General features: G+C 70.5%; 14 protein-coding genes. 13 read left to right on the top strand and 1 reads right to left on the bottom strand.

The genetic code is table 11. From position 1 onward, the window contains the following. Positions 1-80: 80 nt before the first annotated feature. The 10 genes from uvrC to ACFYV5_RS25415 all read left to right on the top strand — a co-directional run bounded on the left by uvrC (position 81) and on the right by ACFYV5_RS25415 (position 12362). Positions 81-2150, top strand: a complete 2070-nt coding sequence (gene uvrC, locus ACFYV5_RS25460; protein ID WP_389172190.1) for an excinuclease ABC subunit UvrC — start codon at positions 81-83, stop codon at positions 2148-2150. Further along, the gene (gene rapZ, locus ACFYV5_RS25455) at positions 2147-3139 is read left to right on the top strand and encodes an RNase adapter RapZ (protein ID WP_389172188.1); all 993 of its coding nucleotides are present in this window, start codon (positions 2147-2149) and stop codon (positions 3137-3139) included. Before uvrC ends, rapZ begins: the two co-directional genes overlap by 4 nt. Next, positions 3136-4158, top strand: a complete 1023-nt coding sequence (gene yvcK / locus ACFYV5_RS25450; RefSeq protein ID WP_355111340.1) for a uridine diphosphate-N-acetylglucosamine-binding protein YvcK — start codon at positions 3136-3138, stop codon at positions 4156-4158. Before rapZ ends, yvcK begins: the two co-directional genes overlap by 4 nt. After that, positions 4149-5138, top strand: a complete 990-nt coding sequence (whiA, locus tag ACFYV5_RS25445) for a DNA-binding protein WhiA (protein ID WP_355111342.1) — start codon at positions 4149-4151, stop codon at positions 5136-5138. Before yvcK ends, whiA begins: the two co-directional genes overlap by 10 nt. Before the next feature lie 167 nt (positions 5139-5305). Next, entirely contained in the window at positions 5306-8269 is a 2964-nt protein-coding gene (locus ACFYV5_RS25440; RefSeq protein ID WP_389172185.1) for a M14 family zinc carboxypeptidase, read from the top strand. Positions 8270-8491: 222 nt separating this feature from the next. Next, positions 8492-9502: a type I glyceraldehyde-3-phosphate dehydrogenase gene (gene gap, locus ACFYV5_RS25435; RefSeq protein ID WP_355111344.1), complete on the top strand. Its 1011-nt coding sequence runs from the start codon at positions 8492-8494 to the stop codon at positions 9500-9502. 109 nt (positions 9503-9611) lie between these two features. Further along, the gene (locus ACFYV5_RS25430) at positions 9612-10823 is read left to right on the top strand and encodes a phosphoglycerate kinase (RefSeq protein WP_389172183.1); all 1212 of its coding nucleotides are present in this window, start codon (positions 9612-9614) and stop codon (positions 10821-10823) included. Positions 10824-10829: 6 nt separating this feature from the next. Then, positions 10830-11606, top strand: a complete 777-nt coding sequence (tpiA, locus tag ACFYV5_RS25425; protein ID WP_355111347.1) for a triose-phosphate isomerase — start codon at positions 10830-10832, stop codon at positions 11604-11606. 112 nt (positions 11607-11718) lie between these two features. After that, entirely contained in the window at positions 11719-11949 is a 231-nt protein-coding gene (gene secG / locus ACFYV5_RS25420) for a preprotein translocase subunit SecG (RefSeq protein ID WP_355111348.1), read from the top strand. Between the two features lie 77 nt (positions 11950-12026). Then, a complete protein-coding gene (locus tag ACFYV5_RS25415) occupies positions 12027-12362 on the top strand; it encodes an RNA polymerase-binding protein RbpA (protein WP_003976875.1) in 336 nt (111 codons plus the stop codon). Positions 12363-12445: 83 nt separating this feature from the next. Here the strand turns inward: ACFYV5_RS25415 and ACFYV5_RS25410 are convergent, their stop codons facing one another. Next, positions 12446-12895, bottom strand: a complete 450-nt coding sequence (locus ACFYV5_RS25410) for a hypothetical protein (RefSeq protein ID WP_355111350.1) — start codon at positions 12893-12895, stop codon at positions 12446-12448. Between the two features lie 147 nt (positions 12896-13042). On the opposite strand from ACFYV5_RS25410, the gene pgi reads away from it, so the two are divergent. From pgi to ACFYV5_RS25395, 3 genes are read left to right on the top strand one after another with little or no spacing between them, the layout of a single operon-like run. Continuing rightward, the gene (pgi, locus tag ACFYV5_RS25405; RefSeq protein WP_389172180.1) at positions 13043-14704 is read left to right on the top strand and encodes a glucose-6-phosphate isomerase; all 1662 of its coding nucleotides are present in this window, start codon (positions 13043-13045) and stop codon (positions 14702-14704) included. Positions 14705-14710: 6 nt separating this feature from the next. Continuing rightward, positions 14711-15223, top strand: coding sequence for a PH domain-containing protein (locus ACFYV5_RS25400; protein ID WP_389172178.1), 513 nt, complete (start codon positions 14711-14713; stop codon positions 15221-15223). Then, a complete protein-coding gene (locus tag ACFYV5_RS25395; RefSeq protein WP_389172176.1) occupies positions 15220-16752 on the top strand; it encodes a PH domain-containing protein in 1533 nt (510 codons plus the stop codon). Before ACFYV5_RS25400 ends, ACFYV5_RS25395 begins: the two co-directional genes overlap by 4 nt. Positions 16753-16776 lie beyond the last annotated feature (24 nt).

Here is a 16776-nt window from a genome sequence, read left to right as displayed (position 1 = left end):
AGCGCCCGGTCCCGCCCGCCGTGCCCGGCCAACGCGCGCGGCCGGTCGGAGTGTCGGTCGCCGCCAGTAGGGTGGGGAACATGGCCGACCCCTCCAGCTACCGCCCCAAGCCGGGACAGATCCCCGACTCTCCGGGGGTCTACAAATTCCGCGACGAGCACCGCCGGGTGATCTACGTCGGGAAGGCGAAGTCCCTCCGCCAGCGGCTGGCCAACTACTTCCAGCCGCTGGCGAGCCTGCACCCGCGCACGGCCACGATGGTCACCACGGCCGCCTCCGTGGAGTGGACCGTCGTCTCGACCGAGGTCGAGGCGCTCCAGCTGGAGTACTCCTGGATCAAGGAGTTCGACCCCCGGTTCAACGTCAAGTACCGCGACGACAAGAGCTATCCCTACCTCGCCGTGACCCTGAACGAGGAGTTCCCGCGCGTCCAGGTCATGCGCGGCCACAAGAAGAAGGGCGTGCGGTACTTCGGTCCGTACGCCCACGCGTGGGCCATCCGCGAGACCGTCGACCTGATGCTCCGCGTCTTCCCGGTCCGTACGTGCTCCGCCGGCGTCTTCCGCAACGCCGCCTCCGCCGGCCGCCCCTGCCTCCTCGGCTACATCGGCAAGTGCTCCGCCCCGTGCGTGGGGCGGGTGAGCCCCGACGAGCACCGCGAACTGGCCGACGAGTTCTGCGACTTCATGGCCGGCCGCACCGGCACGTACATCCGCCGTCTGGAGAAGCAGATGATGGCGGCGGCCGAGGAGATGGAGTACGAGAAGGCGGCTCGGCTCCGCGACGACATAGAGGCGCTGCGGCGCGCGATGGAGAAGAACGCCGTCGTCCTCGCCGACGCCACCGACGCCGACCTGATCGCGCTCGCCGAGGACGAGCTGGAGGCCGCCGTCCAGATCTTCCACGTCCGCGGCGGACGCGTGCGCGGCCAGCGCGGCTGGGTCACCGACAAGGTCGAGGCCGTCTCCACGGCCGACCTCGTCGAGCACGCGCTGCAGCAGCTGTACGGGGAGGAGAGCGGCGACGCCGTCCCCAAGGAGGTCCTCGTCCCGGCCGTGCCCGAGGACGCCGACGCCGTCACCCAGTGGCTGAGCGGCCGCCGGGGCTCCCAGGTCTCCCTCCGCGTCCCGCAGCGCGGTGACAAGAAGGACCTGATGGAGACCGTCGCGCGCAACGCCCAGCACGCGCTCGTGCTGCACAAGACCAAGCGCGCCAGCGACCTCACCACCCGCTCGCGGGCCCTGGAGGAGATCGCCGAGGCCCTCGACCTGGACTCGGCGCCGCTGCGGATCGAGTGCTTCGACATCTCCCACCTCCAGGGCGAGGACGTCGTGGCCTCCATGGTCGTCTTCGAGGACGGGCTGCCCCGCAAGAGCGAGTACCGCCGCTTCCAGATCAAGGGCTTCGAGGGTCAGGACGACGTCCGCTCGATGCACGAGGTGATCAGCCGCCGCTTCAAGCGATACCTCGCCGAGAAGGAGAGGACGGGGGAGTGGGACCAGGAGGGCGTCGCCGTGGACGCCGCGGGCGACGCGATGGACGCCGTGAACGGCTCCGCCCCGGTGCCTGTCGGCTCCGGCCCGGGAGAGCTGTCCGTCGGCTCCGGAGAGGTGCCTGTCGACGACGGCCGCCCCAAGCGCTTCGCGTACCCGCCCCAGCTCGTCGTCGTGGACGGCGGGCAGCCCCAGGTCGCCGCCGCCCGGCGGGCGCTGGACGAGCTCGGCATCGACGACATCGCCGTCTGCGGCCTCGCCAAGCGCCTGGAGGAGGTCTGGCTGCCCGGCGACGACGACCCCGTGGTCCTGCCCCGCTCCAGCGAAGGTCTGTACCTCCTTCAGCGGGTACGTGACACGGCTCACGACTTCGCCATCCGCTACCAGCGCTCGAAGCGGAACAAGCGCATCAGGACGAGTCCCCTGGACGCGATCCCCGGCCTCGGCGACACCCGTAAGCAGGCGCTCATCAAGCATTTCGGCTCGGTGAAACGGCTGCGACAGGCGACAATCGAGCAGATCTGCGAGGTCCCCGGCATGGGCCGCAAGACGGCCGAGGCCGTGGCGGTGGCCCTCGCGCAGGCGGCCCCGGCCGCACCCGCCGTGAACACGGCAACAGGAGAGATCATTGAAGACGACGGGGGCACCACCGCATGACCGCGCGCGACCAGCACGACCAGCACGATCAGCACGACCAGCACGATGAGCAAGAGAAGCAGCGAGAAGACGGAGCAGGACACGTGAGTACGGGCACGAAGGAGGCCGGTGAGACCGCCGACGTGGCGGCCATCCCCGAGCTGGTGATCATCTCCGGCATGTCCGGCGCCGGCCGGTCCACCGCGGCGAAGTGCCTGGAGGACCTGGGCTGGTTCGTCGTCGACAACCTGCCGCCCGCGCTGATCCCCACCATGGTGGACCTCGGCGCCCGCTCCCAGGGCAACGTGGCCCGGATCGCCGTCGTCGTCGACGTCCGCGGCCGGCAGTTCTTCGATGCCCTGCGGGAGTCCCTCGCCGCCCTCGACGCCCAGCAGGTCACCCGCCGGATCGTCTTCCTGGAGTCCTCCGACGAGGCCCTGGTCAGGCGGTTCGAGTCGGTCCGCCGGCCGCACCCGCTGCAGGGCGACGGCCGCATCACCGACGGCATCGCCGCCGAGCGGGACCTGCTCCGCGAGCTGCGCGGCGACGCCGACCTGGTGATCGACACCTCCAGCCTCAACGTCCACGAGCTGCGCGCCAAGATGGACGCCCAGTTCGCCGGGGACGAGGAGCCGGAGCTGCGGGCCACGGTCATGTCGTTCGGATTCAAGTACGGGCTCCCCGTCGACGCCGACCTCGTCGTCGACATGCGCTTCCTGCCGAACCCGCACTGGGTCCCCGAGCTGCGGCCCTTCACCGGCCTCAACGAGGAGGTCTCGGCGTACGTCTTCAACCAGCCCGGGGCCAAGGAGTTCCTCGACCGCTACACCGAGCTGCTCCAGCTGATCGCCGCGGGCTACCGCCGCGAGGGCAAGCGGTACGTGACGATCGCCGTCGGCTGCACGGGCGGCAAGCACCGCTCGGTCGCCACGTCCGAGAAGCTCGCCGCCCGCCTCGCCGCGGAAGGGGTCGAGACCGTCGTCGTCCACCGGGACATGGGGCGCGAGTGAAGCCGTACCGCCGGCGTACGTCCACCCTCTCGGTGCGTACGCTCCGCAGGCGCGGCGCCCAGCCCAAGGTCGTCGCGCTCGGCGGCGGCATGGGTCTGTCGGCCTCCCTCGCCGCCCTGCGCCGGATCACCGGTGACCTCACCGCCGTCGTCACCGTCGCCGACGACGGCGGCTCCAGCGGCCGGCTCCGGGAGGAGCTGGGCGTGCTGCCGCCCGGCGACCTGCGCAAGGCGCTCGCCGCGCTGTGCGGGGACGACGACTGGGGCCAGACCTGGTCCCGGGTCATCCAGCACCGCTTCCAGTCCAAGGGCGACCTGCACGAGCACGCGGTCGGCAATCTGCTGATCGTCGCCCTCTGGGAGCAGCTCGGCGACCATGTCCTCGCCCTGGACCTGGTCGGCAAGCTGCTCGGCGCGCACGGCCGGGTGCTGCCGATGTCCGCCGTGCCGCTGGAGCTCCAGGCCCTGGTCAGGGGGCACGATCCGGCGCGCCCGGACGACGTGGACACGGTCCGCGGCCAGGCCACGGTGGCGCTCACGCCCGGTGAGGTGCAGTCCGTGCACCTCGTCCCGCACGACCCGCCCGCCGTGCCGGAGGCCGTCGCCGCGGTCCGCGACGCGGACTGGGTGGTGCTGGGCCCCGGCTCCTGGTTCTCCTCGGTGATTCCGCACCTGCTGGTCCCCGAGCTGCTCGCCGCGCTCACCGAGACCAAGGCCCGCAAGGTGCTCTCCCTCAACCTCGCGCCGCAACCCGGAGAAACCGAGGGGTTCTCTCCGCAGCGTCATTTGGAGGTTTTGGGACGACACGCCCCTAAACTCGCCCTGGACGTGGTGCTGGCCGACGAGGCCGCCGTGCCCGACCGCGAGTCTCTCTCCGATGCCGCCAAGCGGCTCGGCGCCGCGGTCGAGCTGGCGCCGGTCGCCCGGGCCGACGGACTCCCGAAGCACGACCCGGAGCTGTTGGCCGCCGCGTACGACCGTATTTTTCGGATGCATGGAAGGATCGGCCCATGGCGATGACGGCAGCGGTGAAGGACGAGATCTCCCGGCTTCCCGTCACCCGGACCTGCTGCAGGAAGGCAGAGGTCTCGTCGATCCTGCGGTTCGCCGGCGGTCTGCACCTGGTGAGCGGGCGGATCGTGATCGAGGCGGAGCTGGACACCGCGATGGCGGCGCGCCGGCTCAAGCGGGACATCCTGGAGATCTTCGGGCACAGCTCGGAGCTGATCGTGATGGCTCCTGGTGGTCTGCGGCGCGGCTCCCGCTTCGTCGTACGGGTGGTGGCGGGCGGTGACCAGCTGGCCCGGCAGACCGGCCTGGTCGACGGCCGGGGCCGCCCGATCCGCGGACTGCCCCCGCAGGTCGTCTCGGGAGCCACCTGCGACGCCGAGGCGGCCTGGCGCGGCGCGTTCCTGGCGCACGGCTCGCTGACCGAGCCCGGACGCTCCTCCTCCCTGGAGGTGACCTGCCCCGGTCCGGAGGCCGCCCTCGCGCTGGTCGGGGCGGCCCGCAGGCTCTCGATCCCCGCCAAGGCCCGTGAGGTACGGGGCGTGGACCGGGTCGTCGTGCGCGACGGGGACGCGATCGGCGCCCTGCTGACGCGACTGGGCGCCCACGACTCGGTGCTGGCCTGGGAGGAGCGGCGGATGCGCCGCGAGGTCCGCGCCACCGCGAACCGGCTGGCGAACTTCGACGACGCCAACCTGCGCCGCTCGGCGCGCGCGGCCGTGGCGGCCGGAGCCCGGGTGCAGCGCGCCCTGGAGATCCTCGGCGAGGAGGTGCCCGAGCACCTCGCCGCCGCGGGGCGGCTGCGCATGGAGCACAAGCAGGCCTCCCTGGAGGAGCTCGGCGCGCTGGCCGACCCGCCGCTGACCAAGGACGCCGTCGCCGGCCGGATCCGCCGACTGCTGGCCATGGCCGACAAGCGGGCGCAGGACCTGGGCATCCCGGGCACGGAGTCGAGTCTGTCCGAGGAGCTGGACGACAGCCTCGTCGGCTGACCCGCGCCTCCCGTCTCTCGCCTCTCGCGCTCAACTTCTCGCTGCCGGTGCCTTTCTGAGGCACCGGCAGCACCCGTTCGGCCGGTGCGGCACCCTTGACATGATCATGAATGATCATGAGCCTGGCGTCTGTTCGCTTCCGTGGCAGACAACAGCAAGGGGGGCACATGAGACGCAGAGCGAGATCGATCCTCGCCGCGGCTTCACTGCTGATCGCGGGACTGGCGACGGCACCCGTCGCCGGAGCGGAACCTCAGGACAGGAGCGCCGGCGGCGCCGGCGGCGACGCTCTCTCCGTATGGCGTGCCGAGGTCAGCAAGGAACAGGTGCCGCTGCTCCTCGAAGCCGGCACCGACGGTCACGAACTGACCGAACAGGTGCCCGACGAGGGTTCCGCCACGCTCGAGCTCTACCTCACGGACAGGCAGGCCGGGCAGCTGCGCGGCAAGGGCGTCGAACTCGCGAAGCACACTCTTTCCGCCCAGGCCGAGAAGCGGGTCGCCGGAGCCGGGGACGGCGTCTTCCGTCCGTACGGCGGCAGCGGCGGGCTCAAGCAGGAGATCCTCGCCACCTCCCAGGCCCACCCGGACCTCACGAAGGTCGTCTCCATCGGCAAGACCGTGAAGGGCCAGGACATCCTCGCCGTCAAGGTCTCCAAGGGCGCGAAAAAGGTCCGGGACGGCAGCCGGCCCGCCACGCTCTACGTGTCCAACCAGCACGCCCGTGAGTGGATCACCCCCGAGATGACACGGAGGCTGCTCCACCACTACCTCGACGGCTACGGCAAGGACGAGCGGGTCACGAAGATCGTCGACTCCACCGAGCTGTGGTTCGTGCTCTCCGCCAACCCCGACGGCTACGACTTCACCCACGCCGATCCCGCCAACCGCCAGTGGCGCAAGAACCTCCGCGACAACAACGGCGACGGACGGATCGCGCCCGGCGACGGCGTCGACCTCAACCGTAACTTCGCCTACAAGTGGGGTTACGACAACGAGGGTTCGTCGCCCGACCCGGCCGACGAGACCTACCGCGGCACGGGCCCGATGTCCGAGCCCGAGACCAAGGCCCTCGACGCCTTCCAGAAGCGCATCGGCTTCCAGTACGGCATCAACTACCACTCCGCCGCCCAACTGCTGCTGTACGGCGTCGGCTGGCAGGTCGCCACCGACACCCCCGACGACGTGGCGCTCAGGTCGCTCGCGGGCACCCCGCAGAAGCCCGCCGTGCCCGGCTACCGGCCGCAGGTCTCCTCCGAGCTCTACACCACCAACGGCGAGGCGGACGGACACGCCGCCAACGTCAACGGGATGCAGATGTTCACCCCGGAGATGTCGACCTGTGCCACCGTCTCCCGCATCGACCCGAACGACGCCTGGGAGCCCGCCGACTGCGCCTCCGTCTTCACCTTCCCCGACGACGAGAAGCTGATCCAGGCGGAGTTCGCCAAGAACGTCCCGTTCGCGCTCGCCGTCGCCGAATCCTCCGCCCACCCGGACCGGCCCGTCTCCGTCACCGGCCTCGACGCGCCCGACTTCACCCCGGACACCTTCACCACCTCCTACGCCCGCGGCGGCGACCAGGAGGTCTCCGTGACCGCCCGCGGGTCGCTGCGCGGCAAGGAGCTCAGGTACCGGATCAACGGCGGCCGGACGCACACCGAGCGCCTGGAGGCATGGAAGGGCGGCGAGACCTACGGCGGCGAGGACAACCTCTTCTTCGACGAGTACCGGGCCGAGGTCGAGGACGCCGCACCGGGCGACACCGTCGAGGTCTGGTTCACCGCCCGCACCCACGAGGGCAAGGTGACCTCGTCCACCCCCTTCACCTACACCGTGGCCGACCGGCCCCGCGGCGACGTGCTCGTCCTCGCCGAGGAGGGCGGCACCACCGCCGCCCGGCACACCGCCGCCTATGTGAAGGCGCTCGCCGGCGCCGGCCGCGAGGCCGCCGTCTGGGACGTCGCCACGCAGGGGGTCCCGGACGCCCTCGGCATCCTCAGCCACTTCCGTACCGTCGTCTGGTACACCGGCGCCGAGCAGCCCTCCGGGCCTGTCATGCTCGCCGTCCGCGACTACCTCAACGAGGGCGGCAAGCTCGTCAACGCCGGCGAGAAGTCCGGCGGCCTCGTCGACATCGGCCGCGCCGACTCCAACGACTTCGCCCAGTACTTCCTCGGCGCCTACCACCGGGCCGGGCTGAAGGACCCGCCCGCCTTCGCCGGATCCGGCGGATTCGCGGGCCATACGGCAGGCCTCGGCGGCACGGCGGACAACCCGCTGGACCACGCCGGCGCGTACACCGTCACCTCGGACACCCTCGATCCGCGGCGGTTCCCGCAGTTCCGCAGCACGCCCGCGGGCGACTACCCGGGCGTCCGCACCCCCTTCGAGCCGTACGCGGGCAGCCACTTCGCGGCCGCCCGCCACACCGACAACACCTGGACCCGCCTCAGCCGTACCGTCGACCTCACCGGCGTCGACGCCGCCGCCAGGCCCAGCCTGCGGTTCCAGGTCAGCTACGACACGGAGCCCGGCTACGACAACCTCGTCGTCGAGGCCCACACCGTCGGCCAGGACGACTGGACCACGCTGCCCGACGCCAACGGCGGCACCTCCACCGCCGCCCCGGCCGACTGCGGCGCGGGCTACTACGTCCGCGGCCACCCCTTCCTCGCCCGCTACCTGACCGTCGGGGAGGGCGGCTGCGCCACCACCGGCACCACCGGCTCCTGGAACGCCTTCACCGGCCCCTCCAACGGCTGGCGGCAGGCGTCGGTCGACCTGAGCGCCTACGCGGGCAAGCAGGTCGAGCTGTCCATCTCGTACATCACCGACCCCGGCACCGGCGAGATGGGTGCCTTCGTCGACGACACCGCGCTCGTCGTCGGCGGCACACCGAGCCAGGGCGAGGGGTTCGAGACCGCGCTGGGTGCCTGGTCCGTACCGGGGCCGCCGGCCGGCAGCCCGGGCAACGGCAGCGACTGGGCGCGCTCGCCGGGGCTCTTCCACTCCCAGGCCGCCGTCACGACGCGTGACACCGTGCTCCTCGGCTTCGGCCTGGAACACGTGCGGACCGAGGCGGAGCGCAGCGCCCTCATCCGGAAGGCGCTCCGCGCGGTGCACGGCTGAGCGGACACCCGCCCTTTTGATCACAGTCAGTGATCGGGGCGAAAGGGGCACCGTGGCTCGAACCCGTCGGTAGCAACGGGCCACGGTGCATTTATCGGTCTTACGGCTGCACACGATGTCACTCTGAGCCGATGGGAGAGGTAGGGTCGTAAGCGGTCGGGGACATCCCTAAAAGAATCTCGCCGGCGTCGAAACCGGCGTACCTAACGAGGAGATCGGTTCGTGACGATCCGCGTAGGCATCAACGGCTTTGGCCGCATCGGTCGCAACTACTTCCGCGCGCTCCTTGAGCAGGGTGCCGACATCGAGATCGTGGCTGTCAACGACCTGGGTGACACCGCGACCACTGCTCACCTGCTGAAGTACGACACGATCCTGGGGCGCCTCAAGGCCGAGGTCACCCACACCGCCGACACCATCACCGTCGACGGCCACACCATCAAGGTGCTCTCCGAGCGCAACCCGGCCGACATCCCTTGGGGCGAGCTGGGCGTCGACATCGTCATCGAGTCGACCGGCATCTTCACCAAGAAGGCCGACGCCGAGAAGCACATCGCCGGTGGCGCGAAGAAGGTCCTCATCTCGGCTCCGGCCAAGGACGAGGACATCACCATCGTCATGGGCGTCAACCAGGACAAGTACGACGCGGCCAACCACCACGTCATCTCCAACGCCTCCTGCACCACCAACTGTGTGGCGCCGATGGCCAAGGTCCTCGACGAGAACTTCGGCATCGTCAAGGGTCTGATGACGACGGTCCACGCGTACACCAACGACCAGCGCATCCTGGACTTCCCGCACTCCGACCTGCGTCGCGCCCGCGCCGCCGCGGAGAACATCATCCCGACCACCACCGGTGCCGCCAAGGCCACCGCCCTGGTCCTCCCGCAGCTCAAGGGCAAGCTGGACGGCATCGCCATGCGCGTCCCGGTCCCGACCGGCTCGGCCACCGACCTGGTCGTCACGCTGCAGCGCGAGGTCACCAAGGACGAGGTCAACGCCGCGTTCAAGAAGGCCGCCGACGACGGCGACCTGAAGGGCATCCTCTTCTACACCGAGGACCCGATCGTCTCCTCGGACATCGTCAGCGACCCGGCCTCCTGCACCTTCGACTCCTCCCTGACCATGGTCCAGGAGGGCAACTCGGTGAAGATCCTGGGCTGGTACGACAACGAGTGGGGCTACTCCAACCGCCTCGTCGACCTCACCGTCTTCGTCGGCAACCAGCTCTAAGCCTCCGGAACCGGCACCTCGATGTGAGCACAGGGCTCGGACAGCGCGATGATGCGCTGTACGAGCCCTGTCTCGTGTGCTTCACCGCGTACCAAGGAGTCAGTAGAAGATGAAGACCATCGACGAGCTTCTCGCCGAAGGCGTCGCCGGCAAGCGGGTATTCGTCCGCGCCGACCTGAACGTGCCGCTGGACGGCACCACCATCACCGACGACGGCCGCATCCGCGCCGTCGTGCCCACGGTCAAGGCGCTGGCGGACGCCGGTGCCCGCGTCGTCGTCGCCTCGCACCTGGGCCGCCCGAAGGGCGCCCCGGACCCGGGGTTCTCCCTCGCCCCGGCCGCCGCGCGCCTCGGTGAACTGCTCGGTGCCGACGTTGCCTTCGCGACCGACACCGTCGGCGAGTCCGCCACGGCGACCGTCGCGGGCCTCGCCGACGGCCGGGTGGCCGTCATCGAGAACCTCCGCTTCAACGCCGGCGAGACCTCCAAGGACGACGCCGAGCGCGGCGCGTTCGCGGACCAGCTGGCCGCCCTCGCCGACGTCTACGTCGGCGACGGCTTCGGCGCCGTGCACCGCAAGCACGCCTCGGTCTTCGACCTCCCGGCCCGCCTGCCGCACGCCGCCGGCTACCTCATCGCCACCGAGGTCGGCGTCCTGAAGAAGCTGACCGACGAGGTCAAGCGCCCGTACGTGGTCGTCCTGGGCGGCGCCAAGGTCTCCGACAAGCTCGCCGTCATCGACGCGCTGCTCGGCAAGGCCGACCGTCTGCTGATCGGCGGCGGCATGGCGTACACCTTCCTCTACGCCAAGGGCTACGAGGTCGGCATCTCCCTGCTCCAGAAGGACCAGGTGGAGGTCGTCAAGGAGTACATGAAGCGCGCCGAGGCGAACGGCGTCGAGCTCGTCCTCCCGGTCGACGTGCTCGTCTCCACGGACTTCCCGGACCTGAAGACCAAGGCCCCGGCCGACTTCGAGACCGTCGACGCCGACAAGATCCCGTCGACGAAGGAGGGCCTGGACATCGGCCCGAAGACGCGTGAGCTGTACGCGTCGAAGCTCGCCGACGCCGAGACCGTCTTCTGGAACGGCCCGCTGGGCGTCTTCGAGCACCCCGACTACGCCGGCGGAACCAGGGCCATCGCGCAGGCCCTGCTCGACAGCCCCGGCTTCACCGTGGTCGGCGGTGGCGACAGTGCCGCCGCGGTCCGCACCCTGGGCTTCGACGAGAATGCCTTCGGCCACATTTCGACCGGCGGCGGCGCCTCCCTCGAGTACCTCGAGGGCAAGACGCTCCCCGGCCTCGCCGCACTGGAGGACTGACCCTTAATGACCACGCGCACCCCGCTGATGGCGGGCAACTGGAAGATGAACCTCAACCACCTCGAGGCCATCGCCCACGTCCAGAAGCTCGCCTTCGCGCTGAACGACAAGGACTACGACGCGGTCGAGGTCGCGGTCCTGCCGCCCTTCACCGACCTCCGGTCCGTCCAGACCCTGATCGACGGCGACAAGCTCAAGATCAAGTACGGCGCCCAGGACATCTCGGCGCACGACTCCGGCGCCTACACCGGCGAGATCTCGGGCGCCATGCTGTCCAAGCTCAAGTGCACCTACGTCGCCGTGGGCCACTCCGAGCGCCGGCAGTACCACGCCGAGACGGACGAGATCTGCAACGCCAAGGTGAAGGCCGCGTTCAAGCACGGCGTGACCCCGATCCTCTGCGTCGGCGAGGGCCTGGACGTCCGCAAGGCCGGCCAGCAGGTCCAGTACACCCTGAACCAGCTCGACGGCGGCCTGAAGGACATCCCGGCCGAGCAGGCCGAGTCCCTCGTGATCGCCTACGAGCCGGTGTGGGCCATCGGCACCGGCGAGGTCGCCACCCCCGAGGACGCGCAGGAGGTCTGCGGGGCGATCCGCGGCCGCCTCGCGGAGCTCTACTCCCAGGAGCTGGCCGACAAGATCCGCATCCAGTACGGCGGCTCGGTCAAGGCCGGCAACGTGGCCGCGATCATGGCGCAGCCCGACGTCGACGGTGCCCTGGTCGGCGGCGCGGCGCTGGACGCCGACGAGTTCGTCAAGATCGTCCGCTTCCGCGACCAGTGAGGTGATCGGTGAGTAGGCGGTAGCGACGATCCGTCGTACCCTTGCGGGGGTCGGGCAGGACCTGCCCGACCCCCGTCCGTATAAGTCCGAGGAAGTTGGTCCAGCCGTGGTTATGGGGTTCTCGATCGCCCTGATCGTCTTCAGCGCGCTGCTGATGCTGCTGGTGCTGATGCACAAGGGGAAGGGCGGCGGCCTCTCCGACATGTTCGGTGGCGGTATGCAGTCGTCCGTCGGTGGCTCCTCGGTCGCCGAGCGCAACCTCGACCGCATCACCATCGTGGTCGGTCTGATCTGGTTCGCGTGCATTGTCGTTCTTGCGCTTCTGATGAAGTTGGACGTGTAACTCCAATCACTGGACGCGCGTTGGGCCTTACGTAGACTGGGGCATCTTCGAGCACCATCACGCAGGGAGTTACGACCGTGGCAAGTGGCAACGCGATCCGGGGAAGCCGGGTCGGAGCGGGGCCGATGGGCGAGGCCGAGCGGGGCGAGTCGGCGCCGCGCCTCCGCATCTCCTTCTGGTGCTCGAACGGGCACGAGACGCAGCCGAGCTTCGCCAGTGACGCACAGGTTCCGGAGACGTGGGACTGCCCGCGCTGCGGCTTCCCGGCCGGTCAGGACCGGGACAACCCGCCGGACCCGCCGCGCACCGAGCCGTACAAGACGCACCTCGCGTATGTGCGTGAGCGGCGCAGCGACGCGGACGGCGAGGCGATCCTCGCCGAGGCGCTCGCCAAACTGCGCGGCGAGATCTGAGCGTGGTGTGACGGTGTGACGAACGGGCCCTGCCCGCGAAGCGATTCGCGGGCAGGGCCCGTTCGCGTCAAACCCCCGGGTGCTCAGTTCGAGGAGTCGTCGAACGGGTTGTGCATCACGTTCGAGGCCCCGCAGGACCAGATGACTCCGGTGCTCGCCTTGATCTGGCAGACCTCGAAGTAGGCGTAGCTGATGTAACCGCCCGGGGCGGCGTACGTCGTCCAGGTGGCGGTGTTCTGGCCCGTCGGAACGGTCCGCATCCGCCACACGATCTTGCCGTTCTCGCCGTTCGTGATCAGGCGGATGCCGACGGCGTAGCCGTCGGTCCGCATGTCGGTCGCCCGGATCGTGATGGGGTCGAGCCTGGTCGGGCTCTGCCACCCGATGTCCACGCGGCCCTCGTACGAATAGTCCGTCGCCGTCACGGTGTCCGAGGTGGTCGGCGTGGCCGCGGCGGCGGGCGTGGCGGTCAGTGGGACGAGCAGGGCGGCCAGGGCCGCCGCGCAGACGGCCGCGGTGTGCTTGAAACGCAAGAAATCCCCCAAAGTAAAAGACCAGTTGGTCAGAATTGATCACTCTAGCCCGGCCAGTCGCGCGGGCCGGAGAGCATGCTCTGTCGCAGCGATCAATTAGGTTGGAGGGGCAGCGGGGCAAGCAGGCAGGAAGAGAAGAAGTAGGCGATGTCCGAGATGAAGACCGAAGGCTCGATGAGGCTCAACCAGCTGCCCGAATGGGCCGCCCTCGGCAAGCACCGCGAGCAGGTGGGGGAGACCACCCTGCGCGAGCTGTTCGCCGCCGATCCGGACCGTGGCACGGCGTACGCCCTGCGGGTCGGCGACCTCTATCTGGACTACTCCAAGCACCTGGTGACCGACGAGACCCTCGCGCTGCTGCGCGAGCTGGCCGCCGCGACCGGCGTGGCCGAGCTGCGCGACGCCATGTTCCGCGGCGAGAAGATCAACACCACCGAGGACCGTGCGGTCCTGCACACCGCGCTGCGCGCCCCGCGCGAGGCCGTCATCGAGGTCGACGGCGAGAACGTCGTCCCGGCCGTGCACGCCGTGCTCGACAAGATGGCCGCCTTCGCGGACAAGGTCCGCGCGGGCCAGTGGACCGGCCACACCGGCAAGCCGATCAAGAACATCGTCAACATCGGCATCGGCGGCTCCGACCTCGGGCCGGCCATGGCCTACGAGGTCCTGCGCTCCTACACCCAGCGCGATCTGACGTTCCGTTTCGTCTCCAACGTCGACGGCGCCGACCTCCACGAGGCGATCCACGACCTCGACCCGGCCGAGACGCTCTTCATCGTCGCCTCGAAGACCTTCACCACCATCGAGACGATCACCAACGCCACCTCCGCCCGCGACTGGCTCCTCACCGGCCTGCGCGCCGACCAGGACGCCGTCGCCCGGCACTTCGTGGCCCTGTCGACCAACGCCGAGAAGGTCGAGGACTTCGGCATCGACACGGCCAACATGTTCGAGTTCTGGGACTGGGTCGGCGGCCGCTACTCGTACGACTCCGCCATCGGCCTCTCCCTGATGATCGCCATCGGCCCCGACCGCTTCCGCGAGATGCTCGACGGCTTCCACCTCGTCGACGAGCACTTCCGCACCGCGCCCGCCGAGGAGAACGCGCCGCTGCTCCTCGGCCTCCTCGGTGTCTGGTACGGCGCGTTCTTCGACGCCCAGTCGCACGCCGTCCTGCCGTACTCGCACTACCTCTCGAAGTTCACCGCCTACCTCCAGCAGCTCGACATGGAGTCCAACGGCAAGTCCGTCGATCGGGACGGCAACCCCGTCGACTGGCAGACCGGACCGGTCGTCTGGGGCACGCCCGGCACCAACGGGCAGCACGCGTACTACCAGTTGATCCACCAGGGCACCAAGGTCATCCCGGCCGACTTCATCGGTTTCGCGGAGCCCGTCGCCGACCTGCTCCCCGGCCTCGTCGCCCAGCACGACCTGCTGATGGCGAACTTCTTCGCCCAGACCCAGGCGCTGGCCTTCGGCAAGACACCCGAAGAGGTACGGGCCGAGGGCGTGGCCGAGGACCTCGTCCCGCACAAGACCTTCCAGGGCAACCACCCCACGACCACGATCCTGGCCAAGGAGCTCACCCCCTCCGTCCTCGGCCAGCTCGTCGCGCTCTATGAGCACAAGGTGTTCGTCCAGGGCGCCGTCTGGAACATCGACTCCTTCGACCAGTGGGGCGTCGAGCTCGGCAAGGTCCTCGCCAAGAAGATCGAGCCGGTGCTGACCGGCGGAGAGGGCGGTGCCGAGCTCGACGGCTCGACCGCCGAACTCGTCGCCACCTACCGCTCCCTGCGCGGACGGTAGACACCGATGCCGGGGGAGAACGCGGTGACGGGCGAGGTCCGGCTGAGGCCGCCGCGCCACACGCTGAACGACCGGGCCGTCGGCTGGTGGCGTACGCAGCTGCTGCTGACCACCGCCGTACCGGCGGTCGTCCTGGCGGTGCTCGGCGCGCTCATCACGCCGGCCCGGTCCTGGCTGCTGCCCGCCGCCGGGGTCGTGGCGGTCGCCGGCCTCGCCTGCACCGCGTTCCTCCCCGCCTGGTGGTTCAGAGTCCACCGCTGGGAGGTCACCGAGGACGCCGTCTACGTCCGCACCGGGGCCTTCTGGCAGGAGTGGCGGATCGCCCCGATGTCCCGGATCCAGACCGTCGACACCGTACGGGGACCGCTGGAGCAGGCCTTCGGGCTCGCCACCGTGACCGTCACCACCGCCTCCTCGAAAGGCGCCGTCCGGATCGAGGGGCTCGACCACGAACTCGCCGCCGACCTCGCCGAGCGCCTGACCGCCATCACCCAGGCGACCTCAGGGGACGCCACATGACCGAGGACTGGCGGCGCCTCGACCGCCGTACGGTCCTGGTCACCGCCGCCGTCCTCGCGGGTGTCGCCGGCGGCGCCGCACTGCCCGCCTTCTTCGGCCTCTCCGGCGCCATGCCCGCCTGGCAGGCCCTCGGCTGGATCCTCGCCGGGGCCACGCTCCTCATCGGCGGCGGCTCGGCCGCCGACTACGTCCGCTGGCGCCGTACCCGCTACCGCATCGGTGCCGACCGCGCCGAACTCCACACCGGCCTCCTCCTGGTCAAGCGCCGCTCGCTGGCCCGCGAGCGCATCCGCACCGTCGACCTGACGGCCCATCCACTGCTGCGCCTCCTCGGCCTGGTCAAGGTCCGCATCGGCACCGGGGAGAACAGCGGCGGCGAGTCCACCCTCGAACTCGACCCGGTCACCCGGGCCGAGGGCGAACGCCTCCGCCGCGAACTCCTCGCCCACACCGCCACCACCGCCGGGGACACACCCCACGACGGCCCCCTGGCCGCACTCGACCTCCACTGGATCCGCTACGCCCCGGTCTCCTTCGTCGCCCCGCTGCTCGGCGGCGCGGCGGCCGGCGCCGTGATGCAGGTCAGCGAGTGGTTCGGGGCCCAGGCCGAGGTGATCGACTGGATAGCCGACCGCTTCCAGGACACCTCGCTCGTCGCGACGATCCTCGCGCTCGTCCTGCTCGCCGTCCTCGCCGTCCTCGCCGGCGCCGTCGGCGCCCTCGGCCTCTGGGTCGAGATGTGGTGGAACTACCGCCTGGAGCGCGAGCCCGGCGGCACCCTGCGGGTCCGCCGCGGACTGCTCACCGCCCGCTCGATCTCCCTGGAGGAACGACGCCTGCGCGGCGTCGAACTGGTCGAGCCGCTGGGCGTACGGATGTGCGGCGCGGCCCGCGTCGACGCCGTCGCCACCGGACTCGTCAAGGACGATGAGGACAAGCACGCCGACCACAAGACCTTGCTGCCGCCCGCGCCCCGGCTGTTCGCCGACCGGGTCGCCGCCGCGGTCCTGCGCGAGCCCGAGGCCCCCACGAGCGCTCCGCTGACCGCCCATCCCCGCGCCGCCCGCACCCGCCGCCTGCGCTGGGCCCTCGCGAGCGCGCTCGCCCCGGTCGCGGTCCTCGCCGTCCTCGGAGCCGTCCTCACCCCGGTCCTGCTGTACGTCGCGGCCGGCTGCGCCCTCGTTCTGGTCCCGCTCGCCGTGCTCCTCGCCCTCGACGCGTACCGCAACCTCGGACACGGCATCACCGGCGGCTATCTGGTGGCCCGTTCCGGCACGATCCGCCGGTCCACGGTCGCCCTCCAGCGGGGCGGCGTCATCGGATGGACCGTCAAGCAGTCGTACTTCCAGCGCCGGGCCGGTGTGCTGACCCTGACCGCGACGACCGCGGCGGGAGCGGGTGCGTACGACATCCACGACGCCGGGGAGGGCGAGGGTCTCGCCTTCGCCGCGGAGGCGGTGCCGGACCTGCTCCACCCCTTCCTGGAACCCGTACGGGAAACGCCGGAGGCCCGGTCCACCGTGCGGTGAACCGGGCCTCGTCGAGCGTCCGTC

The sequence above is a fragment of the Streptomyces sp. NPDC003035 genome, from assembly GCF_042888285.1.
GTDB lineage: Bacteria > Actinomycetota > Actinomycetes > Streptomycetales > Streptomycetaceae > Streptomyces.
The sequence above is the reverse complement of the archived record's forward strand: the minus strand, read 5'-3'. Positions and strand labels throughout refer to the sequence as shown.